General features: G+C 74.0%; 19 protein-coding genes and 2 tRNA genes. 10 read left to right on the top strand and 11 right to left on the bottom strand.

Annotated features, from left to right (window positions below):
* Positions 1 to 22: 22 nt before the first annotated feature.
* The gene (locus ACPC54_RS03925) at positions 23 to 958 is read right to left on the bottom strand and encodes a hypothetical protein (RefSeq protein ID WP_498960891.1); all 936 of its coding nucleotides are present in this window, start codon (positions 956 to 958) and stop codon (positions 23 to 25) included.
* Positions 959 to 1,161: 203 nt separating this feature from the next.
* Between ACPC54_RS03925 and ACPC54_RS03920 the strand changes: the two genes are divergently transcribed.
* The 3 genes from ACPC54_RS03920 to ACPC54_RS03910 all read left to right on the top strand — a co-directional run bounded on the left by ACPC54_RS03920 (position 1,162) and on the right by ACPC54_RS03910 (position 5,222).
* Positions 1,162 to 2,385: a benzoate/H(+) symporter BenE family transporter gene (locus ACPC54_RS03920; RefSeq protein ID WP_498960889.1), complete on the top strand. Its 1,224-nt coding sequence runs from the start codon at positions 1,162 to 1,164 to the stop codon at positions 2,383 to 2,385.
* 156 nt (positions 2,386 to 2,541) lie between these two features.
* Positions 2,542 to 3,771, top strand: coding sequence for a M64 family metallopeptidase (locus ACPC54_RS03915; RefSeq protein WP_498960887.1), 1,230 nt, complete (start codon positions 2,542 to 2,544; stop codon positions 3,769 to 3,771).
* An 80-nt stretch (positions 3,772 to 3,851) separates the two neighbouring features.
* The gene (locus ACPC54_RS03910; RefSeq protein WP_498960885.1) at positions 3,852 to 5,222 is read left to right on the top strand and encodes an MFS transporter; all 1,371 of its coding nucleotides are present in this window, start codon (positions 3,852 to 3,854) and stop codon (positions 5,220 to 5,222) included.
* 80 nt (positions 5,223 to 5,302) lie between these two features.
* Here ACPC54_RS03910 and ACPC54_RS03905 read toward each other — a convergent pair whose 3' ends face one another.
* Both ACPC54_RS03905 and ACPC54_RS03900 read right to left on the bottom strand, forming a co-directional pair.
* Entirely contained in the window at positions 5,303 to 6,061 is a 759-nt protein-coding gene (locus ACPC54_RS03905) for a BRO-N domain-containing protein (RefSeq protein ID WP_498961543.1), read from the bottom strand.
* Between the two features lie 242 nt (positions 6,062 to 6,303).
* Positions 6,304 to 7,125, bottom strand: coding sequence for a maleylpyruvate isomerase family mycothiol-dependent enzyme (locus tag ACPC54_RS03900; RefSeq protein WP_498960882.1), 822 nt, complete (start codon positions 7,123 to 7,125; stop codon positions 6,304 to 6,306).
* Between the two features lie 188 nt (positions 7,126 to 7,313).
* Between ACPC54_RS03900 and ACPC54_RS03895 the strand changes: the two genes are divergently transcribed.
* The 3 genes from ACPC54_RS03895 (at position 7,314) to ACPC54_RS03885 (ending at position 10,102) form a co-directional block, all read left to right on the top strand.
* A complete protein-coding gene (locus tag ACPC54_RS03895) occupies positions 7,314 to 8,111 on the top strand; it encodes a carbon-nitrogen family hydrolase (protein ID WP_498960880.1) in 798 nt (265 codons plus the stop codon).
* A 194-nt stretch (positions 8,112 to 8,305) separates the two neighbouring features.
* The gene (locus ACPC54_RS03890) at positions 8,306 to 9,340 is read left to right on the top strand and encodes a GntR family transcriptional regulator (protein ID WP_498960878.1); all 1,035 of its coding nucleotides are present in this window, start codon (positions 8,306 to 8,308) and stop codon (positions 9,338 to 9,340) included.
* Between the two features lie 114 nt (positions 9,341 to 9,454).
* Positions 9,455 to 10,102: a putative DNA-mimic protein gene (locus ACPC54_RS03885; RefSeq protein WP_498960876.1), complete on the top strand. Its 648-nt coding sequence runs from the start codon at positions 9,455 to 9,457 to the stop codon at positions 10,100 to 10,102.
* 65 nt (positions 10,103 to 10,167) lie between these two features.
* On the opposite strand, the gene ACPC54_RS03880 is transcribed toward ACPC54_RS03885, so the two are convergent.
* Positions 10,168 to 10,953 (bottom strand): SLATT domain-containing protein, encoded by a 786-nt coding sequence (locus ACPC54_RS03880; protein WP_498960874.1) that lies wholly within the window; start codon positions 10,951 to 10,953, stop codon positions 10,168 to 10,170.
* Positions 10,954 to 11,322: 369 nt separating this feature from the next.
* Here ACPC54_RS03880 and purD point away from each other — a divergent pair, with 369 nt between their 5' ends.
* The 4 genes from purD to ACPC54_RS03860 all read left to right on the top strand — a co-directional run bounded on the left by purD (position 11,323) and on the right by ACPC54_RS03860 (position 17,428).
* A complete protein-coding gene (gene purD, locus ACPC54_RS03875) occupies positions 11,323 to 12,570 on the top strand; it encodes a phosphoribosylamine--glycine ligase (RefSeq protein ID WP_498960872.1) in 1,248 nt (415 codons plus the stop codon).
* A 553-nt stretch (positions 12,571 to 13,123) separates the two neighbouring features.
* Positions 13,124 to 14,686: a hypothetical protein gene (locus ACPC54_RS03870; RefSeq protein WP_498960870.1), complete on the top strand. Its 1,563-nt coding sequence runs from the start codon at positions 13,124 to 13,126 to the stop codon at positions 14,684 to 14,686.
* Positions 14,687 to 14,902: 216 nt separating this feature from the next.
* The gene (locus ACPC54_RS03865; RefSeq protein ID WP_498960868.1) at positions 14,903 to 16,438 is read left to right on the top strand and encodes a N,N-dimethylformamidase beta subunit family domain-containing protein; all 1,536 of its coding nucleotides are present in this window, start codon (positions 14,903 to 14,905) and stop codon (positions 16,436 to 16,438) included.
* A 90-nt stretch (positions 16,439 to 16,528) separates the two neighbouring features.
* Positions 16,529 to 17,428: a phosphoribosylaminoimidazolesuccinocarboxamide synthase gene (locus ACPC54_RS03860; protein ID WP_498960866.1), complete on the top strand. Its 900-nt coding sequence runs from the start codon at positions 16,529 to 16,531 to the stop codon at positions 17,426 to 17,428.
* A gap of 36 nt (positions 17,429 to 17,464) precedes the next feature.
* On the opposite strand, the gene ACPC54_RS03855 is transcribed toward ACPC54_RS03860, so the two are convergent.
* The 7 genes from ACPC54_RS03855 to ACPC54_RS03825 all read right to left on the bottom strand — a co-directional run bounded on the left by ACPC54_RS03855 (position 17,465) and on the right by ACPC54_RS03825 (position 22,118).
* Positions 17,465 to 18,085, bottom strand: a complete 621-nt coding sequence (locus ACPC54_RS03855; RefSeq protein WP_498960864.1) for a response regulator — start codon at positions 18,083 to 18,085, stop codon at positions 17,465 to 17,467.
* A 26-nt stretch (positions 18,086 to 18,111) separates the two neighbouring features.
* On the bottom strand, positions 18,112 to 19,347 hold the full coding sequence (locus ACPC54_RS03850) for a sensor histidine kinase (RefSeq protein ID WP_498960862.1): 1,236 nt from the start codon (positions 19,345 to 19,347) through the stop codon (positions 18,112 to 18,114).
* Positions 19,348 to 19,439: 92 nt separating this feature from the next.
* Complete coding sequence (locus ACPC54_RS03845) at positions 19,440 to 20,273, bottom strand: ABC transporter permease (protein WP_498960860.1); 834 nt, start codon at positions 20,271 to 20,273, stop codon at positions 19,440 to 19,442.
* Positions 20,270 to 21,283 carry an ABC transporter ATP-binding protein gene (locus tag ACPC54_RS03840; RefSeq protein WP_498960858.1) on the bottom strand — a complete coding sequence of 338 codons (1,014 nt, stop codon included), beginning with the start codon at positions 21,281 to 21,283 and terminating at the stop codon, positions 20,270 to 20,272. The genes ACPC54_RS03845 and ACPC54_RS03840 overlap by 4 nt, the downstream gene beginning before the upstream one ends.
* A gap of 184 nt (positions 21,284 to 21,467) precedes the next feature.
* Positions 21,468 to 21,543 (bottom strand) — tRNA-Gly (locus ACPC54_RS03835).
* 39 nt (positions 21,544 to 21,582) lie between these two features.
* Positions 21,583 to 21,655: transfer RNA gene (locus tag ACPC54_RS03830), tRNA-Gly, on the bottom strand.
* A gap of 145 nt (positions 21,656 to 21,800) precedes the next feature.
* Positions 21,801 to 22,118 carry a histone-like nucleoid-structuring protein Lsr2 gene (locus ACPC54_RS03825; RefSeq protein ID WP_063348519.1) on the bottom strand — a complete coding sequence of 106 codons (318 nt, stop codon included), beginning with the start codon at positions 22,116 to 22,118 and terminating at the stop codon, positions 21,801 to 21,803.
* Positions 22,119 to 22,369 lie beyond the last annotated feature (251 nt).

Here is a 22,369-nt window from a genome sequence, read left to right as displayed (position 1 = left end):
CAGGGCCCCTGTCGCGTGACCGTCAGCCGGAGTCGCGCTGGGGACGCATCCGGCGGACGGCGATCAGGACGCCGGAGCCCAGGGCGAGGAACAGGGCGGAGGAGACGGCGAGGAAGGTGTTGTTCTCGGCGGCGCCGGTGTGGGCCAGCTCGGGGGTGCCCGCCGGGGCGGTGGTGGCCGGCGCGGCGGTCGGGGTGGCGGCGGGCGCCTTGGCGGGCTCGGCGGCCTTGGCGGGGGCCTGGGTGGTGTCGGCGGCGGGCTCCGCCGGAGCGGGCTTGGCGGGCTTCTTGGTGGCCTTGGGCTTGGCCGGGGCGGCGGGCTCGGCGGCGGGGGCCTGGCGAACGACCTTGACCGTCGTCGTCGCGCTGGCGAAGTCGCCGCCGTACACCTGCAGCTCGTTCATGTCCTTGGGCGCGTCGGCCGAGATCGAGACCCTGAACATGTAGCGGCGGGCGCGGCCGACCGCGAGCGGCTCGCCCAGGGCCTCCATCCCCACCGCGTGGATCGCCGGGTCGCAGCCGCCCTTCATGGTGAGGCGCTTCCAGTGCCCGTGGTCCATGACCTCCACGGTGACCTGCGAGGGCCGCGGGGTGGCGCCGTGCGGGTTGAAGAGCCCGAATCCCGCGGCGACCTTGTGGTAGTCGGCCTTGCTGAAGTTCGCGATCTGGACGCCGAACTCGGCCTTCGCGCCGCCCACCGTCAGCGTCTCCGGGACGTCGAAGAAGCTGGCCTTCGCGCCGGCGCCGTGCAGGTCGAAGTCGCGGTCCTGAAGGGTCTCCTGGCTCACCGCGGGGACGTTGCCGTCGGTGTCCGGGCCCGAGCAGGCCGAGGCGTCGGTGGCGGTGAGGAGCTGGACGCCGCCGGCGAGGACGACGGTGGTGGCGAGGGCGGCGAGGCTGCGGCGGGCGGAGAAGGAACGGTCGTTCTTCGCGAAACGGGTGATAACGGACGTGCGCATGACGTGACTCCCCAGGGTCATGTGACTGACGGTGTGTGGTGAAGACGACCGGCTCCGCTCCTCCTGAGCGAAAGCGCCCCCCGGCTCTGCCGGTCTCGCTCTCCGTGCCTTCACCCTGATAGACGTCCATCCCCGCAGGGGGTTGCAGGTGAGTCGAAAAGTTTTTTCGGGAGTCTTCGCACCGGCTTCGGGATACTGCCGGAATGACGGATGAGCTGACGGTCCGACCGGGGACGACGCCGGTCGGGAGCGGGGAACGCCGGTCGCTGCGACGGGACTTGTCCGGTCCGGCGCTGCTGGCCGGGCTGGTGTGTGTCGCGGTGTCCTTCTCGGGACCGCTGGTGGTGGTGCTCGCGGCGGCGAACGCCGGACGGCTGGACGCGGCGCACACCGCGTCCTGGATCTGGGCGGTGGCGATCGGGAGCGGGGTGAGCGGCTTCGCGCTGAGCTGGTGGACCCGGACGCCGGTGGTCACCGCCTGGTCCACCCCGGGGGCCGCGCTGCTGGTGACCAGCCTCGGCGACTACCCGTACCGGGACGCGGTCGGGGCGTTCCTGGTGAGCGCGGTGGTGGTGACCCTGTTCGGGGTGACCGGCTGGTTCGGCCGGCTGATCGCCGCCGTGCCGGTGGGGATCGTGAACGCGATGCTGGCCGGCATCCTGTTCTCCTTCGGCGCCGGGATCTTCGGCGCCGTGCACAGCGCGCCGGTGCTGGTGGTGGGCGCCTTCGCCGCCTTCCTGCTGGCCAAGCGGCTCGCCCCGCGGTACGCCGTCCCGGTCGCGCTGCTGGCCGGCGGGGTGCTGGCGGCGCTCACCGTCGGGCTCCCGCTGCACCTGGGCTCGGGCGGGCCGACCGTACCGGTGCTGACCGTGCCGGCGTTCTCCGGCGCGGCGCTGGTGGGGCTGGCACTGCCGCTCACGATCGTCGTACTGGCCTCGCAGAACGCGCCGGGCCTGGGGGTGATGCGGGCGTTCGGCTACCGGGCGGACGACCGGCTGCTGATCGGCTCGACCGGGCTGGCGTCGTTGCTGATGGCGCCGTTCGGCTCGCCCGGGGTGAACCTGGCGGCGATCACGGCGGCGATCTGCTCGGGCCCGGAGGCCCACCCGGACCCGCGCCGCCGGTACGTCGCGGGGATGTCCTCGGGCGCGCTGTACGTCCTGGTGGGCAGCTTCAGCGGGGTGCTGGTGAGCCTGTTCACCGGGCTGCCGAAGGAACTGGTCGCGGTGATCGCCGGGGTCGCGCTGCTCGCCTCGCTGCAGGGCAGTCTGGCGGCGGCGGTCACGGAGGAGCGCGGGCGGGACGCAGCGGTGGTGACCTTCCTGGCGAGCGCGTCGGGGATGAGCCTGTTCGGCATCGGCTCGGCGTTCTGGGGGCTGCTGTTCGGGCTGGGGACGCATCTGGTGCTGGACTTCCGGAGGAAGTGAGCGGGGGAGTGATTGGTATGACTGGCAGGATCCGGATCGTTCGGCCAGGTCGGTGACATTTGCGTCGCCCGGTAGGGGCGACACGCCGGTCCGGGTACGTCTCCGCTCCCCCACCCGGGCGACACCGGGTGACCGGAGCCCCGAGGACGCACCCGTATGCCGCCTGGCAACCCTGGCCGTCTCGTCCGGAGTCTGGCCGCCCTGGTCCTGGTGTCCACCGCCGTGCTCCCGGCCGCGCTGGAGCTGGCCGGCCCGTCGCCGTTCGGCGTGATCGGGCCGGGTGCCCCCGCGGACCGGGCCGCGCCGCCGCACCAGGCGCTGCGCGCCGACCTGCGGGCCCCGGCCGCCCCCACCTTCGACATACGCCGCACCGGGGACCCGGCCAACCGGATCACCCTGGTCCTGCTCGGGGACGGCTACACCGACGCCGAGCAGGAGCTGTTCCGCCAGCAGGCCGACAAGGCCTGGCACGCCCTGATGGACATCGAGCCGTTCCGCAGCTACCAGGGCTTCTTCAACATACGGCGGGTCGAAGTGGTCTCCGCGGCCTCCGGGATAGCCGAGACCGAGACCCGCGGCCGCAACCCGTCGACCCCGCTCGGCATGCACTTCTGGTGCGAGGGCACCGCCCGGCTGCTGTGCGCCGACGAGGGCGCCACCGCCCGCTACGCCGGGGACAGCGCCGGGCCGCAGTACCTGATCGCGCTCGCCAACTCCACCGAGTACGGCGGCGCCGGCGGCACCGGGGTGACCACCCTGGCCGGCGGCAGCCCGGACGCCGGGCGGATCATCCAGCACGAGATCGGGCACACCGTGGGGGACCTGGGGGACGAGTACGACAGCGCCCCCGACGACGCCGACTACCCGAACCTCTCCACCCTCAACGCCGACGACATGCGCAAGAAGCAGACCAAGTGGTGGCGCTGGCTGGGCGCCGAGTCCCCGGACGGCGCCGGCACGATCGGGGCGTACCGCGGCGCCAACGGCCTCTACCGGCCCACCCCGGACTCGGTGATGCGCACCCTGGGCAGCGCCTACAACCTGCCCTCGCGCGAGGCGATCATCGAGGAGCTGTACCGCAAGGTCCGGCCGACCGACCCCCCGGTGCCGGCCCCCGGCGAGGTCACCGGGCGGCCCCGGCTGGACGTCCGGCCGCTGCCGCTGACCGGCGCACGGCAGCTCAGGGTGGAGTGGAAGGTGAACGGCGCGCCGGCGCCGCCGCAGGCCACGGACGGCGGCCGGCTGGACACCGCCCTGCTGGACCTGGAGCCGGGCCGGACGGCCACCGTGACCGCGACGGTGCGGGACACCACCGACTGGGTCCGGGACGAGGCCTTCCGGGACAAGTACATGACCCGCTCGGTCTCCTGGACGCTGACCGGCTGAGGCCGCTCCCGCGGATCCACCGGGGCCCCGGCGCCCCCACTCTGGGCGTCCAATCATGGGATGACTAATCTGGACGAACTATGACCGTGGAGCCAGCCCGTTCAGTCCCGTCCCTGTCCGTCCCCGCTCCCCGATCCACCGCCGAGCCCCCGGCCGCCCGGACCGCGCCCCCCGTCGCGCCCCCCGCCGTGCCCCCCGGCGGGCGCGCCGCCTGGCTGGCCTGGTCCATCGGCGTCACCGTCTACGTCCTCGCCATCGTCCACCGCACCAGCCTCGGCGTGGCCGGCCTGGACGCCGCCGCCCGCTTCGGCATCGGCGCCTCGGCGCTCTCCACCTTCTCGATCCTCCAGGTGCTGGTCTACGCGGCCATGCAGATACCGGTCGGCCTGCTCGTCGACCGGTACGGGCCCCGCAAGGTGCTGCTGCTCGGCGTGCTGCTGCTCAGCACCGGGCAGCTGGCCTTCGCCTTCAGCTCGTCCTTCGGCCCCGCGCTCGCCTCCCGGGCCGTGCTCGGCTGCGGCGACGCCATGACCTTCATCAGCGTGCTGCGGATCGCCGCCCGGTGGTTCCCGGCGGCGAAGAACCCGTTCGTCGCGCAGCTCACCGGAATGGTCGGCATGGGCGGCAACCTGATCACCACCGTGGTGCTCGCCCAGGCCCTGCACGGCGAGGGCTGGACGCCCACCTTCACCGCGATCGCGCTGCTCGGCGTCGCGGTGTTCGCGCTGGTCGCGCTCTTCCTGCGGGAGGCGCCGGCGGGGGAGCGGGAGGCCGAACGCGCCGCTGGGCCGGTCGTCGAGCGGCCGCGGATCGGCCGGCAGGTCCGCGCCTGCTGGCGGGAACCGGGCACCCGGCTGGGCCTGTGGATCCACTTCACCACCCAGTTCCCCGGCAACACCTTCGCCCTGCTCTGGGGCATGCCCTACCTGGTGCAGGCCCAGGGCCTCTCCCGCGCCGGGGCCGGCGGGCTGCTCACCCTGCTCGTCCTCGCCAACATGACCTCCGGCTTCGTCTTCGGCCGCGTCCTCTCCCGCACCGCCCGCGCCCGGATGCCGATCGTCTTCACCGTCATCGGCGCCACCGCGCTCGGCTGGGCCCTCGCCCTGGCCTGGCCCGGCGGCCACCCGCCGATCTGGCTGCTGGTCGCGCTCGTCGCGGTGATGGGCAGCAACGGCCCCGCCTCCCTCGTCGGCCTCGACTACGCCCGCGCCCGCAACCCGGTCGAACGCCTCGGCACCGCCTCCGGCGTCGTCAACATGGGCGGCTTCATCGGCACGGTGATCACCCTGCTCGGCGTCGGCGTGCTCCTGGACGCGCTCACGCCGGAAGGCACCGCCGGGTACCCGGTCGATGCCTTCCGATGGGCGTTCTGCTGGCAGTACGTGCCGCTGGTGGTGGGGACGCTGATGATCCTCCGGCTGCGCCGGAAGGTCATGGCCTCGGATTCGTAGGGTCTCTGACCTGTGCGAACGTCGTAACCATCGCTTTGGGCGAGGGTTTGCGGCCGCTATGCCTCACGTCAAGTGAGGCATCAGCGCCGGAGCTCCCGGATGAACTCGGCCATCTGCGGGGCCGTCCCGTAGACGCGGCCGATCATGCCGACGTCCACCGTCGCGTACATGAGCCCGGGACTAGGCGTGGGCGCGGTGACGGGCTCGGGCCGGGCCTCGCACCGCATCCGGACCAGGTCCACCAGCTTCAGCTTCGGGCAGCCGGGGACGACCCGGCTGCCCCGGATGCCGACCCGCTCCCCGCCCGGGCAGGCGAAGTACGCGCCGAAGGGCGGCCCGCTGTCCTCCTCCCGAGTCGGCTGGTGGAGGACCATCTCGCCGTGGGGGCAGTGCACCGTCCCGTCCGAGTGGAAGGCCAGGCCGGGCCAGTCCTCGTGGTCGATCTCGGCGACGATCTGCACCTGCTGGCCGATGGCCTCCGTCAGGGTCTCCGCCATCCGCCGCCGCTGGGTGGGGAAGTCGGCGTCCCCGCGGCGGACGGAGGGGAGGAGGTCGCGGGTGACCCACTCCTGGAAGGGCTGGGCATTCGGCTTGGTCGACCTCATGATCAGGGTGTACAGGCCCACCTCATTGAGGACTCCGAGCATGGGGTTTCCGCGCATGTAGGGCTTCTCACCTGCGGAAACCTGGTAACCCTCAGAATTTCTGAGGGTTACCAGACGAAGATCGACCGTGCGGGAGTCCACGGACTTCACGATCTTGATCGCTTCGCTCGGGTTGCTGCGGCCGAGAACTCGGCACACATCCGCCGTGACGAACCACGGCTCCCCGCCGATCATCACGACCCTGATCGGTTGCCCCGTGACCGGGAAGCTCGACCGCACCAGCACCATCTGTTCCTGCTGTTTCCGCCGTTCGTCGTCCATGGGGACGCTCCTCCTTCATCCGGGTGGCGGCTGACTGCCCGGAACAACGAGGCCGAACGGGTGAGGTTGCTGGTGCTGGATTGACGTATGGGTGCACGGGTCGTACCGACCCGGCGTGCGTTGGTGCGTGTACGCCGGGTGGTGCGCGCCGGTGGTCAGGGGGTGATGGAGAAGTTGGCCAGGATGCGGTCGGCGAGTTCCTTGTCGCCGTCGACGGTGACCGGGCCGGGGCGGCCGCGGCCGCAGGCGAGGCGGGCGTAGGTCTCCCAGTCCATGGTGAGCTGGACGTCGGGGGCCAGGCTGATGGACTCGTCGACGGTGCCGCGGCCGGCGGAGTCGACCCGGACGGTGCGCAGGAACTCGACCGGGCCGGTGACGTCCAGCACGACGGTGGTCCCGGCGGGGACGCCGGCGTTGTCGGCGACGGCCTTCGGCAGCTGCTGCAGCAGGAGGTCGCGGCTGATCAGGGCGGCCGGGGAGTCCAGGTTGCCGGGGGTGTTCAGGGCGCGGCGCAGGTCCTGCTCGTGCACCCAGACGTCGAAGACCCGCATCCGCAGCGACACGTGGTACGGGACGTCCTTGGCGAGCGGGCCGAGCGGCAGCCGCACCAGGTCCTCGGGGGCCTGCTTGGCGTTGCGCAGCGCGCGGGCGCGGCGGATGACCGTGTACTCCAGCTCGCTGGTCATCTCCAGCGCGGTGTGGCAGCGGCGCTTGTCCACCGGCAGCTCGATGTAGCGGGTGAACTCGTTGGTGATGTGGTGCAGGTCGCGCGGCAGCGAGTGGATCGGGCGCGGGTCGCCGAGCAGCTCGGACTCGACGGCGATGACGTGCGCGACGACGTCCCGGACGGACCAGCCGGGGCATTCGGTCGGCCGGTTCCAGGAATCCTCGGGGAGCGGGGCGACCAGCTCCGATATGGACTCGATGCTCTGCGTCCACGCTTCCGTGTAAGCCTGCACGGTCTGGTTATCCGTCACGGGAATTTCTCCGGCCCTCCGTCAGCTTCCTCGCCGCCTGCGCCCGGTCCGCACCCCGTCCGCGGGGTCGGACAGGAGTTGGTCCGGCTTCCGGGCGCACACGCTAACGGCACGTTACGCTGCCGGGAGACAGCAGGGCAGCGCTTTCGGGTGACGATCGTAGGTCTCTTGTCGTGGACGGTGGTACTGTGCGCGCTTCATTGATCCAACTCGCGGTCTCCGCCGCCGAGCCGCCAGCCGAGCGGAGGGCCCGGGCGGCCACCTTGGTCCGGGCCCAGCAGGGCGCCGACCTGGTGGTCCTGCCGGAGCTGTGGCCGCTCGGCGGCTTCGCCTACGACCTCTGGTCGGAGGGTGCCGAGACACTGGACGGGCCGACCTCGGACGCGATGGCGGCGGCGGCACGGGCGGCCGGGGTGTGGCTGCACGCGGGTTCGATCGTCGAGCGCGATCCGGACGGGCCGATCTACAACACCTCGCTGGTCTTCGCCCCGGACGGCGAGCTGGTGCACACCTACCGCAAGATCCACCGCTTCGGGTTCGACAGCGGCGAGGCGGTGGTGATGGGCGCCGGGCAGGAGATCGTCACCGCGCCCACCGACTTCGGCACGCTGGGCCTGGCCACCTGCTACGACCTGCGCTTCCCGGAGCTGTTCCGGGCGCTGCTGGACGCGGGCGCGCAGCTGCTGGTCGTCCCGGCGGCCTGGCCGGCCCGGCGGCGCGAGCACTGGACGCTGCTGGCCCGGGCCCGGGCGGTGGAGGAGCAGTGCTTCGTGCTGGCCTGCAACACGGCCGGGACGCACGGCGGGGTGGAGCAGGCCGGGCACAGCATCGTGGTGGACCCGTGGGGCCGGGTGCTGGCCGAGGCGGGGGCGGGGGAGCAGGTGCTGACCGTCGAGTTCGACCCGGCGGAGGTGGGCAAGGCGCGCGAGGAGTTCCCGGTGCTGCGGGACCGCCTGCTGGGGATCCCGGCGCCGGTCCAGCGCTAGGACCGCGGGGCTGCGGGCGTCGCGGGTTCGGTCCGGCCGCCGGTCCGGGGGGCGGTCCGGGGGCGGTCCGGGGGTTGGTTCGTACCTGGCTGCTCCGGGTTTGAGAAGATGAGTACTCGTCGTGTTCTCCGCCGCTCCACGGCCGCTCCGCCGGGGGTCGGCCCGGTCGGCCCGCCCGCGAGGAGGTCGCGCGCATGTCCGTCTACGGCGCAGGCGACACCCGCCCCGTCATCCACCGCAACAGCCTGCGCGAGCAGATCGCCGGCGCCCTGCGCGAGGAGATGATGGCCGGCCGGCTGGCGGCCGGCCGCAACTTCACGGTCAAGGAGGTCGCCGAGATGTACGGGGTCTCGGCGACCCCGGCCCGGGAGGCGCTGGTCGACCTGGGCGCCCAGGGCCTGCTGCGGGCCGAGCACCACCGCGGGTTCACCGTCCCCGAGCTGTGCTGGGACGACTTCCTGGAGATCTTCGAGTCCCGGGTGCTGATCACCGACAGCTTCCACCGGCAGTTCGCCACCGGCCGGGCGCTGCCCGACCTGTCCCGGCTGGAGCCGCTGCGCCGCCGGGCGGACGCGGCGGTGCGGGCCGCCCGGGCCGGGAACCTGGACGTGATGGTGGGCTGCGATCGCCGGTTCTGGCAGGAGGTCGCCGCCCTGCTCGGCAACCGCCGGATCGGCGACTACCTGGACTGGCTGCGGGTGCAGTCCTGGATGTTCGCCGCGCGCTACCTGCGGGAGCTGCCGAGCCTGGCGGGGGTCTGCTGGGACGGCCACCCGGGCCTGGTCGACGCGATCGAGGCGGGCGACCTCGTCGGCGCGCACCGGATCATCTGCGCGTACAACCTGGACACCGTCCGGATGCTGGCCGAGCGGGCCGGCCGGCCGCTGGAGTCGGTGACGGTGCTGGGCCTGCTGGTCGAGCAGGTGGACGGCCCGGAGCAGGCGCCGCCGACCGTCCCGCCCGACCCGCAGCCCGAAGCACTGCCCGAACCGCTGCCCGAGCCGCCGGCGCCGCAGCCCGGGGCGGCACTGGAACCGGGCCGCTCCGGGCGCCGGTCGAAGGCCGGCGACGAGCTCGGCCGGGAGCTGGGCCGCGAGCTGGGCCTGGGCCTCGGCCTGGTGCCGCAGCCGCGCGCGGTGTCGAACGGGCGGTTCGGCCGGCGGCTGCCGGAGTCGCCCACGGAGGCCCCGCGGGGGCGGCCCGGTCCGCACCGGACGCCGGGCCGGTAGGGTGGGCGGTCGTCGAACCGGGCGCCGCGCGAGGCGGTCGTCCGGGTACCGACCCGTCCCCGTCGTCGCCCCGCCCCGCGGGCGATCCCGCCGCCCGGAGAGGAACTGCCGGCCATGGCCTGCGACCTCTGGCTCGTCCCGCTGGTGGACGTGCTGAGCCACAGCCCCGACAACCCCTTCCGGGACGATCTCGCGCTCTACAACGCGGCGTTGGCCGCGCACGGGCTGCCCGAGGTGCCGGTCTACCAGTACGTCCCGGGGCTCAGCGGTGCGGTCGAGCCGATAGCCGCGTTCGACTACGACTCGCTGCACTTCCTGCGCCGCGCCTACATGTTGGGCCTGACCGGCCTGGACATCACCCCGGTCGACTCGCTCGGCGGCGACTACGAGCAGCTGCTGGAGATGTTCGAGAGCACCGCCGAACAGTCGCACCTGGTCTGGCACTTCGACCACGCGGGCGCGTACGTGCCGATCGAGTTCGCGGTCCCGCTGGTGGACGACGCGCTGCTGGCCGGCGGCGGCCCGCTCGGCTCCAGCCACGGGCTGCTGCGCGAGCTGCAGGCCGTGGCGCCGGCCCTGGGCATAGACCCGGCCAACCCGCCCGGCCCGACCCGGCCGCTCGGCCCGACCGGTCTGGAGCAGCCGTTCGGACCGCCGATCGACGACGTGCACCCCTTCGCCAAGGAGCGGCACGCCTGGTCGGGCCTGTACGCGGCGGCGGTCCGCAGCGTCGCCCAGGGCTCGATGATCGTCTTCGCCTGAGCCCTGAGCCCCGAGCCCCGAGCCCTAAGCCCCGAGCCCTAAACTCCGAGCCCCTCGCCCCACGGTCAGCGCAGCGGCCCCTCCGGCGGCCGCTGGCGCGGCATGGTGGGCCTGGTCCCCGGCGGCGGCAGCACCCGCACCTGGGCGCCGACACCGGTCTCGCTGCGCCCGCCCCAGGTCCCCGGGGCCTGGGTGGGCAGCTGGGTCATCGAGGCGCGGAACTCCAGCATCCACTCCGAGGTCTCGGTGCGGACCATGTCCGAGACGTCCTCGCAGAACCGGCGCAGCACCCCGAGGCAGCGCTCGGCGGCCTCGCCCGCGGTGCCCTCGGTCGGGCCGAGCACCTCGCGCACGCACTCCGAGGCCCAGTCGAACTGGAAGGCCTCCAGGCGGCGTTGCAGCGCCTGGGCGGTGGAGACGTCCCGCATCCAGCCGGAGGTCAGGCCGAAGACCCGGTCGGTGCCGTAGCAGGCGGCGGCGAGCGCGAAGCCGACGTAGCCCCAGCTGGTGCCGTGCGCGAGGGTCCCGGTCAGGTCGACCAGCGGGGCGGTCGCCCCGCCGATCGCGAAGCCGGCGGTGCCGAACCGCAGCAGGCGGGCCCAGCGGCGCTTCCACACCCGGTCGCGGCGGTACCAGTCGATGGCCTCGACGGCCCGCTCCTCGGACCAGCGGTACAGCTCCTCCAGCCGCTCGGCGGGCTCGCCCCAGTCCCCGAGCGGGAACTGGCGGGTGCTCAGATCGGTCCGGCCTCGGGTGGAGGCCCGGCGGGCGAGGGCGGCGGCGGGCGGGTCCTCCTCACCGATCTCCTTGGCCCAGGCACTCTCCTCGGGCTGCATTTCCGGCTGGCTCACCTGTGGGGCTCCCTGTGGCGGGCGGACTGCTGGGGCTGGCGGCGCACCGGCTGACGTGGCGTCTGCCGGTGGTGGTCCAACAGCACTTCTTACCGCCAAATGGCTGACCGTGGGGACGCTTCCCCGATGATCGTTACCGGATTCCGCCACCGGAACCCGAGGTGAGCGGGTTGCGCGAGTCGGCGGGATTTCACCCGTCCGAGGGAGCCTCCGGTGACCCGCCGTCCTGACCCGGGCACCCGCCGCTGATCCGGCCGGGCCCGGCTCGGAGGATCCTCCGACGTCGTCGGCGTACGGACCTCTTCCGGCTGGAGGATCGGACGGGACCGGAGGACGGCCGGAACCGGCCACCGACTACTCTTGGCGAGCGTGAAGGTCCTCGTCATCGGCGGCGGCGCCCGCGAACACGCCCTGTGCCGCTCTCTGTCCCAAGATCCCGCCGTGACCGAGCTGCACTGTGCCCCGGGCAACGCCGGGATCGCACAGGTGGCGACGGTCCACCCGGTCGACCAGCTGGACGGCGCGCAGGTCAGCGCGCTGGCCCGGCAGCTCGGCGCCGAGCTGGTCGTGGTCGGCCCGGAGGCCCCGCTGGTGGCCGGCGTCGCCGACGCGGTGCGCGCGGCCGGCGTCCCGGTGTTCGGCCCGTCCGCCGCGGCCGCGCAGCTGGAGGGCTCGAAGGCCTTCGCCAAGGACGTGATGGCCGGGGCCGGCGTCCCGACCGCCCGCTCCTACGTCTGCACCACCGCCGAGGAGGCCGCCGCCGCGCTGGACGCCTTCGGCGCGCCGTACGTGGTCAAGGACGACGGCCTGGCGGCCGGCAAGGGCGTCGTGGTCACCTCCGACCGTGCCGAGGCGCTGGCGCACGCCGCCTCCTGCGAGCGGGTGGTCATCGAGGAGTACCTGGACGGCCCCGAGGTGTCGCTGTTCGCGATCACCGACGGCACCACCGTGCTCCCGCTGCAGCCCGCGCAGGACTTCAAGCGCGCGCTGGACGGCGACGAGGGCCCCAACACCGGCGGCATGGGTGCCTACTCGCCGCTGCCCTGGGCCCCGGCCGGGCTGGTCCAGGAGGTCCAGGAGACCGTCCTGCAGCCGACCGTGGACGAGCTGCGCCGCCGCGGCACCGAGTTCTCCGGCCTGCTGTACGCGGGCCTGGCGCTCACCTCGCGCGGCACCCGGGTGATCGAGTTCAACGCCCGCTTCGGCGACCCGGAGACCCAGGTCGTGCTGGCCCGGCTGCGCACCCCGCTGGCCGGCGTCCTGCTGGCCGCGGCCAACGGCACCCTGGACCAGCTGGAGCCGCTGCGCTGGGACGAGGGCGCGGCCGTCACCGTGGTCGTCGCCTCCGAGGGCTACCCGGCGGCGCCGCGCACCGGCGACCCGATCGAGGGCCTGGCCGAGGCCGAGGCGGACGGCACCGCGTTCGTGCTGCACGCCGGCACCGCGGCGGCGGAGGACGGCCGGGTGCTGAGCGCCGGCGGCCGCGTCCTGTCGGTGACGGCGACCGGCCCGGACCTCGCCGAGGCGCGCGAGCGCGCGTACGCGGCGGTCGGCCGGATCTCCCTGAAGGGCGGGCAGCACCGCACCGACATCGCGCTGAAGGCGGCCACCGCGTAGGCGACTTCGGCCCCTCCGAGGGCGCTGCGGGCCGTGGGGTCAACCCCCATGGACGCAGCGCCCTCGGCGTTTCCGGGGCGGGGGCGGCCACGGCGGGCGGCGCACCGTTCGGCGGCCGGATTCCAGCCCATCGGGTGACAGCGTCCGCATCCGGCTGACGCAACCGGCCGCCCGGCCTTATGGTGCGCCTGATCGCGTTGCGCGGGGTCCGTGCGCTGGGGCGCCGCCGGGTAGCGGCGCGCCCGCGGGGGGATGCTGGACGGCGTCCGGCCGGGTGCTCGCCCGGGTGCTTCGCACCGGACCGGTCGTCGGCGTCCCGGGTGACGACGGCGGTGTTCGGGCGCCGTCACCGGGACGAGTGGAAACCGGGACCATCCGGAACGCCCGCCCGGGGCGGCGCGTCGAGAATGGCAGTAGTGCCACACAGCTTGTCCTGACGCAGCTCGTACTACCGGGATCGGACTCCTCCGCTCCCGGTCGGAACTGATCGTTTCGAGTCGGCTCGGGCCCCGTCGCCGGGCGCCCGAGGGCTCCGAAGGGGGTGCCGCACCGTATGGCCGCAGTCGACACCGCGCGCGCTCACGCCCAGGTGGTCCTGCGGGTCCGGGGCCTGGCCCTGGCCGCCGCCGTCCTGCCCGCCGCCGTCGCGGCCGTGCTGCTCGCCGGCCGGTTCACCGGCCGGATCGGGGCGCCCGGCGCCGGGGACGCCGCCGGGTGGGACGCCGTCCGCTGGGTGGTCTGCGCGGTCGCCGCGCTGACCCTCCTGGTGGCCGGCCTGACCGCCCGCGCCTACCGCGGGGCCGTCCCGCCGCGCATCCCGGCCGTCCCGCTGGAACGCGTGGAGGCCCCCGAGCTGTACCGGCTGATCGACGAGCTGGCCGACCGGATGGAGGTGCCCGCCCCCTCGGCCATCGCCCTCACCCCGGACTGCGACAGCTGGCTGGAGGACGTCCCGCCCGCCCGCCGGCAGCACGAGCCGCCCGCGCCGGTGCTGGTGATCGGCTCGCCGTTCCTGTGGTGGATGCGGGCCGGCGAGCTGCGCGCCCTGCTCGCCCCCGTGGTGGCCGGCACCGCCGCCTCCGCCGACCCGGAGATCGCCGCCGCCCGCCGCTTCCTGCGCAGCCTGGACGCCAGCCTCGACTCGGGCCGGGGCACCGCCCCCGGCCTCGGCGGCGCCCCCGCCGTCGAACCCGCCCCGCCCCGGCGCGGCCCCGCCGCCCTCGCCTACCGGCTCACCCGGCCGATCACCCGCCGGCTGCTCGGCGCCTGCCGCGGCCACGCCGCCGAGCTGGAGCGGGCCGTCGCGGGCCGGGCCTCCGAGCGGGCCCGGACGGTCGACTACGGCCTCCGGATAGCCGCCCAGGAGCAGGTCGGCCTGGCCTACGCCGGCTGGGACCGCCTGCTCACCCGGGTCGCGCTGCCCGCCTGGCGGCTCGGCCGCCACCCCGCCCACCTCAACGCCGGCGTGGCCGCCGCGCTCACCGAGCTGTCCCGCCGCGACCGGCTGGCCGACGGCTACGGCACCCGGCTCGGCGACCGCCCGGCCTGCGACCTGCTGGAGGAGCCCGGCACCGTCGACCGCGCGGTCTCCCGGCTCGCCGCCGAGCTGTTCTTCGGCCGCCCGCCGGCCGGCAGCTGGCACGAACTGGAGTGGACCGACTATCCGGCCGACGTGGTGGACGCCGGCTGGCGGGCCCGCGCCGCCGCCCTGCAGACCGCCCTGGACCGGCTCGCCCCGCAGTCCCGCCCCGGCGCCCCCACCCTGACCCGGCTGCTGGTCCGGCTGGCCGAGGGCGGCGGCGAACGGCTGGCCGCCGCGCTCGCCGCCGAGCTGGCCCGCACCACCACCCCGGCCCCGCTGCTCGAACCCGACCGCACCGGCCGCGACCTGCTGGTCGACCACGTCACCGCGATGGTCTGCTGCGCCGCCGTGGACACCGCGGGCGGCGCCCCCGGCCTGGACTGGCTGGACGGCCCGGTGCTGCTGCTCGGCGGCGTCCGCCGCACCGATCTGGCCGGCCCGGTCGCCCAGGCCGTCGAACAGGGCCAGGACGGCCCGCTGCGGGCCTGGCTGGACGCCGCCGACGTCCGGCTGGAGAAGCCGGTCCGGCTTTAGGCCCCGGGAGGCGCTCGGCGGCTCCGTACGCGCCCCCGGGCGGTCCGGCGGGCGGGCGTCCGCGCAGGCCGGAGGCCCTGTCCGGGCGGGCCGCGAGATTCCCGACACCAATTGCTACCGTGGGGTGACGCAGCGCCAGCGCGGTGTGGTGTATTAGACCGCACGCACATCCGGGGGGCACGTGCCAACCGGGCGGAAGTGCACCTGGGAGGGCGCGTGGGCACGGAACTCAATCGCCGCTGGGAGTCCGGAACGCACGCCTACAGCGTCTCCGACCCCTTCGGGCAGGGCCCGCTGCCCTGGCTGCGCAGCCCCGAGGAGTACCTCGAAGCCGAGGGCAGCGTGCCCTGGTACGTCTCGGTGGACGCCCCCGGCCAGCGGCCGCTGCTGGACGCCGCCCGCCCCGTGCCGCCGGCCGGCACCCCGCGCAGCTCCAACGACGTGGACCAGCAGATCAAGGGCTTCGCCTCGGCCGGGGTGATCCGCCCCGGCGGCTCGGTGGACTTCCGGGTCACCGTCAACCCACCCCGCGAGTTCTCCGTCGCGGTCTTCCGGATCGGCCACTACGGCGGCGACGGGGCCCGCCACATGACGACCAGTCCGCTGATCTCCGGTCTGGTCCAGCCCGCCCCGCTGGTCGCCGAGCGGACCGTCTCCTGCCACCACTGGTGGCACTCCTGGCGGTTGCAGATCCCGACCCACTGGCAGCCGGGCGCGTACGTCGCCGTGCTGACCACCGCCGACATGCTGCACCGCAGCCACATCCCGTTCACCGTCCGGGACGTCGCCGAGCAGGGGCACGCCGCCGAACTGCTGCTGGTGCTCCCGGACGTGACCTGGCAGGCGTACAACCTGTTCCCGGAGGACGGTCGCAGCGGCGCCAGCCTCTACCACGCCTGGGACGGCGGGGGCGGGCTGGTCGGCGAGGCGGACGCGGCCGTCACGGTCTCCTTCGACCGCCCGCACGCCACCGCCGGGCTGCCGCTGCACGTCGGCCACGCCTACGACTTCATCCGCTGGGCCGAGCGCTACGGCTACGACCTCTCCTACGCCACCGCCACCGACCTGCACGCCGGCCTGGTCGACCCGGCCCGGCACCGGGCGCTGGTCTTCCCCGGCCACGACGAGTACTGGTCCGAGCCGATGCGCCGGGCCGCCGAGCAGGCCCGGGACGGCGGCACCTCGCTGGTGTTCCTGTCCGCCAACACCATGTACTGGCGGGTCGAGCTGAGCCCGGCCGCCTCCGGCGAGCCCAACCGGCTGCTCAACTGCCGCAAGCGGCAGAAGGTCGGGCCCGGCAGTCCGGCCGCGGGCGCGGCCGGCGCGGCCAGCGCGCTGTGGCGGGACGCCGGGGAGCCCGAGCAGCACCTGCTCGGCGTGCAGTACTCGGGCCGGGTCGCCGCGCCCGTCCCGCTGGTCGCCCGGCACACCGCGCACTGGCTCTGGGACGGCACCGGCCTGCAGGAGGGCGACGAGCTGCCCGGACTGGTCGCGGGCGAGGCCGACCGGTACTACCCGAAGGTGGCGCTGCCCGAGCACACCGAGCGGGTGCTGCTGGCGCACTCGCCGTACCAGGACCTCACCGGCCGCACCCGCTTCCAGGAGACCTCGCTGTACCGGGCGCCCAGCGGCGCGTACGTCTTCGCGGCCGGCACCTTCGCCTGGTCGCCCGCGCTGGACCGCCCGGGCCTGACCGACGAGCGCGTCCAGCGGGCCACCGCCAACCTGCTGGACCGGCTCTGCAAGAACTGAGCTCCGGCGGGCGTGAAAGACTGCGGGGGCAGTGACCTCCCCTTTCGCGGTGCCCCACGCCCGTGAACGACCCCTGAGGACTGAGAACACTTGAGCGGATTTGTCACCAAGCCCGAGCCCGTCCAGGTCCCCGGCCTGGTCCACCTGCACACCGGGAAGGTGCGCGACCTCTACCGCACCGAGTCGGGCGAGCTGGTGATGGTCGCCAGCGACCGGATGTCCGCGCACGACTGGGTGCTGCCGAACGAGATCCCGGACAAGGGGCGCGTCCTCACCCAGCTCTCGCTGTGGTGGTTCGAGCGGATCGCCGACATCGTGCCCAACCACGTGATCTCCACCGAGGTCCCGGCCGGCGCCCCGGCCGACTGGAAGGGCCGCACGCTGATCTGCAAGAGCCTGGACATGATCCCGGTCGAGGCGGTCGCCCGCGGCTACCTGGCCGGCTCCGGCCTGACCGAGTACGAGGAGAGCCGCACGGTCTGCGGCATCGCCCTGCCGGAGGGCCTGGTGAACAGCTCCGAGCTGCCGGCCCCGATCTACACCCCGGCGCTCAAGGCCGAGGTCGGCGAGCACGACGAGAACGTCCCCTACGAGGAGACCGCCCGCCGGATCGGCGCCGAGCTGGCCAACCAGGTGCGCCGCACCACCCTGGACGTCTACGCCCGGGCCCGGGACATCGCCCGCGACCGGGGCATCATCCTGGCCGACACCAAGTTCGAGTTCGGCCTGCTGGACGGCGAGCTGATCATCGGCGACGAGGTGCTCACGCCGGACTCCTCCCGCTACTGGCCGGCCGACGAGTACGAGCCGGGCCGCTCGCAGTCCTCCTTCGACAAGCAGCTGATCCGCGACTGGCTGGTCTCCCCGGCCTCCGGCTGGGACCGCTACAGCGAGCTGCCGCCGCCGGAGCTGCCGGCCGAGCTGGTCGAGCGGACCCGGGCCCGGTACATCGAGGTGTACGAGCGGCTGACCGGCATCAGCTGGGTGTAGTCCGTCGCGACGCCCGCGGGCACCACGGTCCGGGCCCTAGATCCAGCCGTGCTCGCGGGCGATCCGCACCGCCGCGTGGCGGTTCTCGGCGCCCAGCTTCCCGGCGGCCGAGGACAGGTAGTTGCGCACGGTGCCCTGGGAGAGCGAGGCCCGGTCGGCGATCTCGGCGATCGAGGTGCCGTCCGCGGCCAGCTCCAGCACGTCCGTCTCGCGCGGGGTCAGCGGGGTCTCGCCGGCGCTGATCGCGTCCGCCGCCAGCTCCGGGTCGACGTACCGGCCGCCGGAGCGCACGGTGCGGATGATGCCGGCCAGGTCGGCGGCCGAGACGGTCTTCGGCAGGAAGCCGCGCACCCCGACCTCCAGCGCCCGCTTCAGGTAGCCGGGGCGGCCGTGGCCGGTGACGATCATGCAGCGGCAGTCCGGCAGCAGCCGGCGCAGTTCGGCGGCGACCTCGATGCCGTCCTTGCCCGGCATCTGGAGGTCCAGCACCGCGATGTCCGGCCGGTGCGCCTGCGCCATGGCCAGCGCCTCCGGCCCGGAGCCGGCCTGCGCGACCACCTCCAGGTCGTCCTCCAGCGACAGCAGTGCGGCCATGGCGCCCCGGATCAGGTGCTCGTCGTCGGCGAGCAGGACGCGGACGGGGGCGGTGTCGGTCATCGGGCGGCCTTCCTCGGCAACGGGGTTCACAGCGGTACGGCGGCGAGCATCCGGAAGACGCCGGGTGAGACGGCCGGGACGGTCAGTTCGCCGTCGTGCGCGGCCAGCCGCTCGCGCAGGCCGCGCAGCCCGGTGCCGCCGCCCTGCGAGGGGAGCGGGACCTCCGGCACCCCGTCGTTCTCCAGCTCCAGCACCGCCCGGCCGTCCTCCTGCCGCAGCCGGATCAGGCAGTGGGCCGCCTCGCTGTGCCGCAGCACGTTGGTGGTGGCCTCGCGGATCACCCAGCCGAGCACCGACTGCACCGGCAGCGGCAGCCCGTCGGCGTGCTCGCCGAGGTCGATCTCGCAGTCGACGTCGGCGGCGCGGAGCACCGCGCGGGCGCCGATCGCCTCGGCGTGCAGGTCGGCGGTGCGGTAGCCGCGGACGACGTCCCGGACCTCGCGCTGCGACTCCTGGGCGATCTTCTGCACCTCGGCCATCTGGTCGGCGGCCTCGGGGCGTCCGCGCCGGGCGAGCTGGACGGCGAGTTCGCTCTTCAGCGCGATGGTGGTGAGGTTGCGGCCCATCACGTCGTGCAGGTCGCGGGAGAAGCGCAGCCGCTCCTCGGCGACGGCCAGCCGGGCCTGCGCCTCGCGGGCGGCGTCCAGCTCCCAGACGACGGCGCACAGCCAGGCGAAGCCGCGGCAGCTGGAGCCGATGAAGGCCGTGAAGAGCCCCTGGCCGATCAGGAATCCGGCGGCGGTGACGACGCTGACCCCGGCCAGCAGCACGGCGGGGGCGACCGCCAGCATCATGCCGAGCCCCACGAGCGCGGCCGGCTTCGGGCGCAGTCCCACGCACACCGGGCCGAAGCAGGAGAGCAGCAGGTCCCCGGCGACGTACAGGGTGAACGGAACGTCCCCCGGGCCCGCCGCCACGTCGGCCTTCGGCCCGAGCAGCAGGACCGTCCAGCAGCCGGCCACGGTGAGGCCGACGGCGACGGCGATCCAGCGGGTGCGGGCGGTGGGGCGGCCCAGGTAGTGGTCGATGGCGACCCGGTAGGTCCGCAGCAGGACCAGGGTGAGGGCCAGGGCGAGGAGCAGGGAGACCCGGATCGCGGGCATGAGCGCGGGGTCACGGTCGGCCTGCTGGACGGCGTGGCCGGCGCTCGCCAGTACGGCGATCAGCAGGAGCAGCGCCATCAGGTAGAGCGACCAGCGGAGGTAGAGCTCGGTGCGCTGGGGTTTGCTCAGGCTCCGCCAGCTGCGCAGTGGTGACCGCATCTTCACTTCGTCCGCCCCCTGTCCTGCCACGATCGTGCAGCTGCCTTCCTATCAGAGGTCGAACAGGGGGCTCACCTTCGGATCGCCGCTGGTCAGCGGCGGGGCTCCCAGCGGAAGTACCGCACCGCGCCCCAGACCGCCAGGCCGAGCCAGATCCCGCCGGTGATCAGGTGCGGGGCCGCGGTGCCCCAGCTGCCGAAGAAGCCGGTGGCGGCGGCCGAGCCGTCGGTGCCGAACCAGCCGACGCGGATCAGCTGGAAGGCCGGGGTGGTCGGCAGCAGGCGGCAGACGTCGGCCAGCTGCGAGGGCATGACCTCCAGCGGGACGAACAGGCCGGAGCCGAACTGCATCACCAGCATCACCGGCAGGGTGGTGATGCCGGCGCTCTCCACGGTCCTGGTGAAGGCGCTGGAGAGCGCGGCCAGGGCGATCATGGTGGCCAGGGCCAGCGCCAGGCCGAGCACCATCAGCAGCGGGTTGACCGGCACGGTCAGATGCAGGCGCAGGCTCCCGCCGATCCCGATCAGGGCGGCCATCAGCAGGCCGAGGGTGAGCGAGGGGACGGCCGTGCCGAGCAGGATCTCCAGGTCCCTGGCCTCGCCGGTGCGCATCCGCTTGAGGACCAGCTCGCCGCGCCGCCCGACGTAGGCGGCGGTCAGGTTGTAGTAGACGACGAAGGCCAGGATCATCCCGACCGAGCCGTAGACCAGCAGGGAGTCGACGTCCAGCCCGGGGTTGTCCTCGGCCTGCTTCTTGAGCAGGCCGTGCAGGGAACTGATCAGCACCACCGGCAGCACCAGCGCGGTGAACAGGGCCGTGCGGTTGCGCAGCAGCAGGGTGGCCTCGGCCCGGCCGAGGGCGAGCAGGCGGCGGGCGGTGGTGCTCTGCGGGCCGGTGGCTGCGGTGGTGGTGGCGGCGGTGGTCATCGGGCGGTTCCGATCAGGCGGCGGCGGGCGGGACGGGCGGGGGCGGCGGGCGGTGCGGCCGGTGGCGGCGCCTGGTCGGCGGCCTCGGAGGCGATCGCGAGGAAGGCCTCCTCCAGCGAGGCGCTGCGGGCGTCCAGCGCGCCGAGCGCGATCCCGTGGTGCCGGGCCCAGCCGAGCAGGTCGGTGAGGGTGTCCTGCAGGGTCGTGGTGTGCACGGTGACCTTGCGGCCGTCGACGACGGTCTCGGCGCCGGTCAGGACGGGCAGCGCCGTGCCGGTGAACGAGGGCAGTTCGAAGCCGATCCGGGACGGCCGGCCGGCGATCACCTCGGCGACGGTGCCGGTGGTGACGACCCGGCCGCCGTGCATGATGGCCAGCCGGTCGGCCAGTTCCTCGGCCTCCTCCAGGTAGTGCGTGGTGAGCAGCACGGTGGTGCCCTGGGCGCGCAGCTCGCGCACCAGCCGCCAGACGGCGGCGCGGGCCTCCGGGTCGAGGCCGGTGCTGGGCTCGTCGAGGAACAGCACCTCGGGACGGCCGAGCAGGGCCATCGCGAGGTCGAGCCGGCGCTTCTCGCCGCCGGACAGCTGCTTGACCCGGACGCCCGCCCGGTGGCCGAGCCCGACCAGGTCCAGTGCCTCCGCCACCGGGCGGGCGCCGCTGGTCGTCCCGGCCCAGACGCGGCCGGTCTCGGCGCAGGTCAGGTCGCCGGGGAAGCCGCCCTCCTGGAGCATGATGCCGATCCGCGGGCGGACGGCGGTGCGCTCCCGGTACGGGTCGTGGCCGAGGATCCGGACGCTGCCGCCGGTGGGGGCGGTCAGGCCCTCGATGACCTCCATGGTGGAGGTCTTGCCGGCGCCGTTGGTGCCCAGCAGGGCGAACAGCTCGCCGCGGCCGACGGTGAGGTCGACGCCGCGGACGGCGTGGAACCCGGTGGCGCCGCCGTAGCGGCGGTGCAGGTCGGTGACCTCGATCACGTGGTCGTCGGGGCGGGAGGGCTGGCTCGTTCGCATGACTCCAGCCTTCCGCCGGCCGGGCCGGTCGGGCAGTGCGCGGCGTCATGGAACGGCGGTGGCGATCCATGGGTCGGCGATGACGAATGTCATCGGTCCCCGGCCCCGAGGAATGCCCGGGGACCGAATGCGGTGCGGCCCGGGAATGCCGAAGGGCCCCCTCGATCGAGGGGGCCCTTCGTGCTGGAGCGGACGACGAGATTCGAACTCGCGACCCTCACCTTGGCAAGGTGATGCTCTACCAACTGAGCCACGTCCGCAGGTCTTGCTATTTTGTTGTGCTGTGCTCGCGCACTGCGAGCGGACGACGAGATTCGAACTCGCGACCCTCACCTTGGCAAGGTGATGCTCTACCAACTGAGCCACGTCCGCACGGTGCCTGGTGGGGCACCGGCCGCCTCTTCGGATCTCTCCGTTGCGGCGACGAGGAATACTCTACAGCATGTTTCGGGGTGGTCGCCCCACCCTTTCGGTCCAGGGTGCGGGCGGGGCGACCTGGGGCGCTGCCCCGGACGGGTCAGTTCGCCTCGGCGAACTGCTCGTACACGTGCTTGGGGATCCGGCCCCGGGCGGGCAGCTCCATGCCGCGGGAGAGGGCCCAGGCGCGCACGGCGGCCGGGTCCGGGGTGAGCGCGGTGCGGCGGAAGGACTTTCCGGTGCGGCTCTGTCGGCGGCCGGCCGCGACGAAGGGGGCGAGGGCCTCCCGCAGCTTTTCGGCGTTGTCCACGGACAGGTCGATCTCGTACGACTTCCCGTCGACGCCGAAGTGGACGGTTTCCGCGGCGGCGCCGCCGTCCAGGTCGTCGGAGAGCGTGACAACTACACGCTGAGCCATGGGTGTCAATCCTCTCGGGCAATTCGGCCGCCGGTCCGCGGGATGCGCACGGAGGCCCGTTGTGCACCACTCGCGCAAGCACGTACGGGCAGGCCCGATGGCCGGCCGGATACGCAGCACTTGCCGCGACAGGTGGCCCTATTCTGCACCCGAAGGGGGTCGAAATCGAAGAGTCCGGCATTCTTTTCCGGATATTCACGAATCTTCGCCGTACTGCCGGATACCCCTGTGCGGGGACGGGAGGATCTGTC

The organism is Kitasatospora sp. NPDC094028, assembly GCF_049543595.1.
Classification (GTDB): domain Bacteria; phylum Actinomycetota; class Actinomycetes; order Streptomycetales; family Streptomycetaceae; genus Kitasatospora.
The sequence above is the reverse complement of the archived record's forward strand: the minus strand, read 5'-3'. Positions and strand labels throughout refer to the sequence as shown.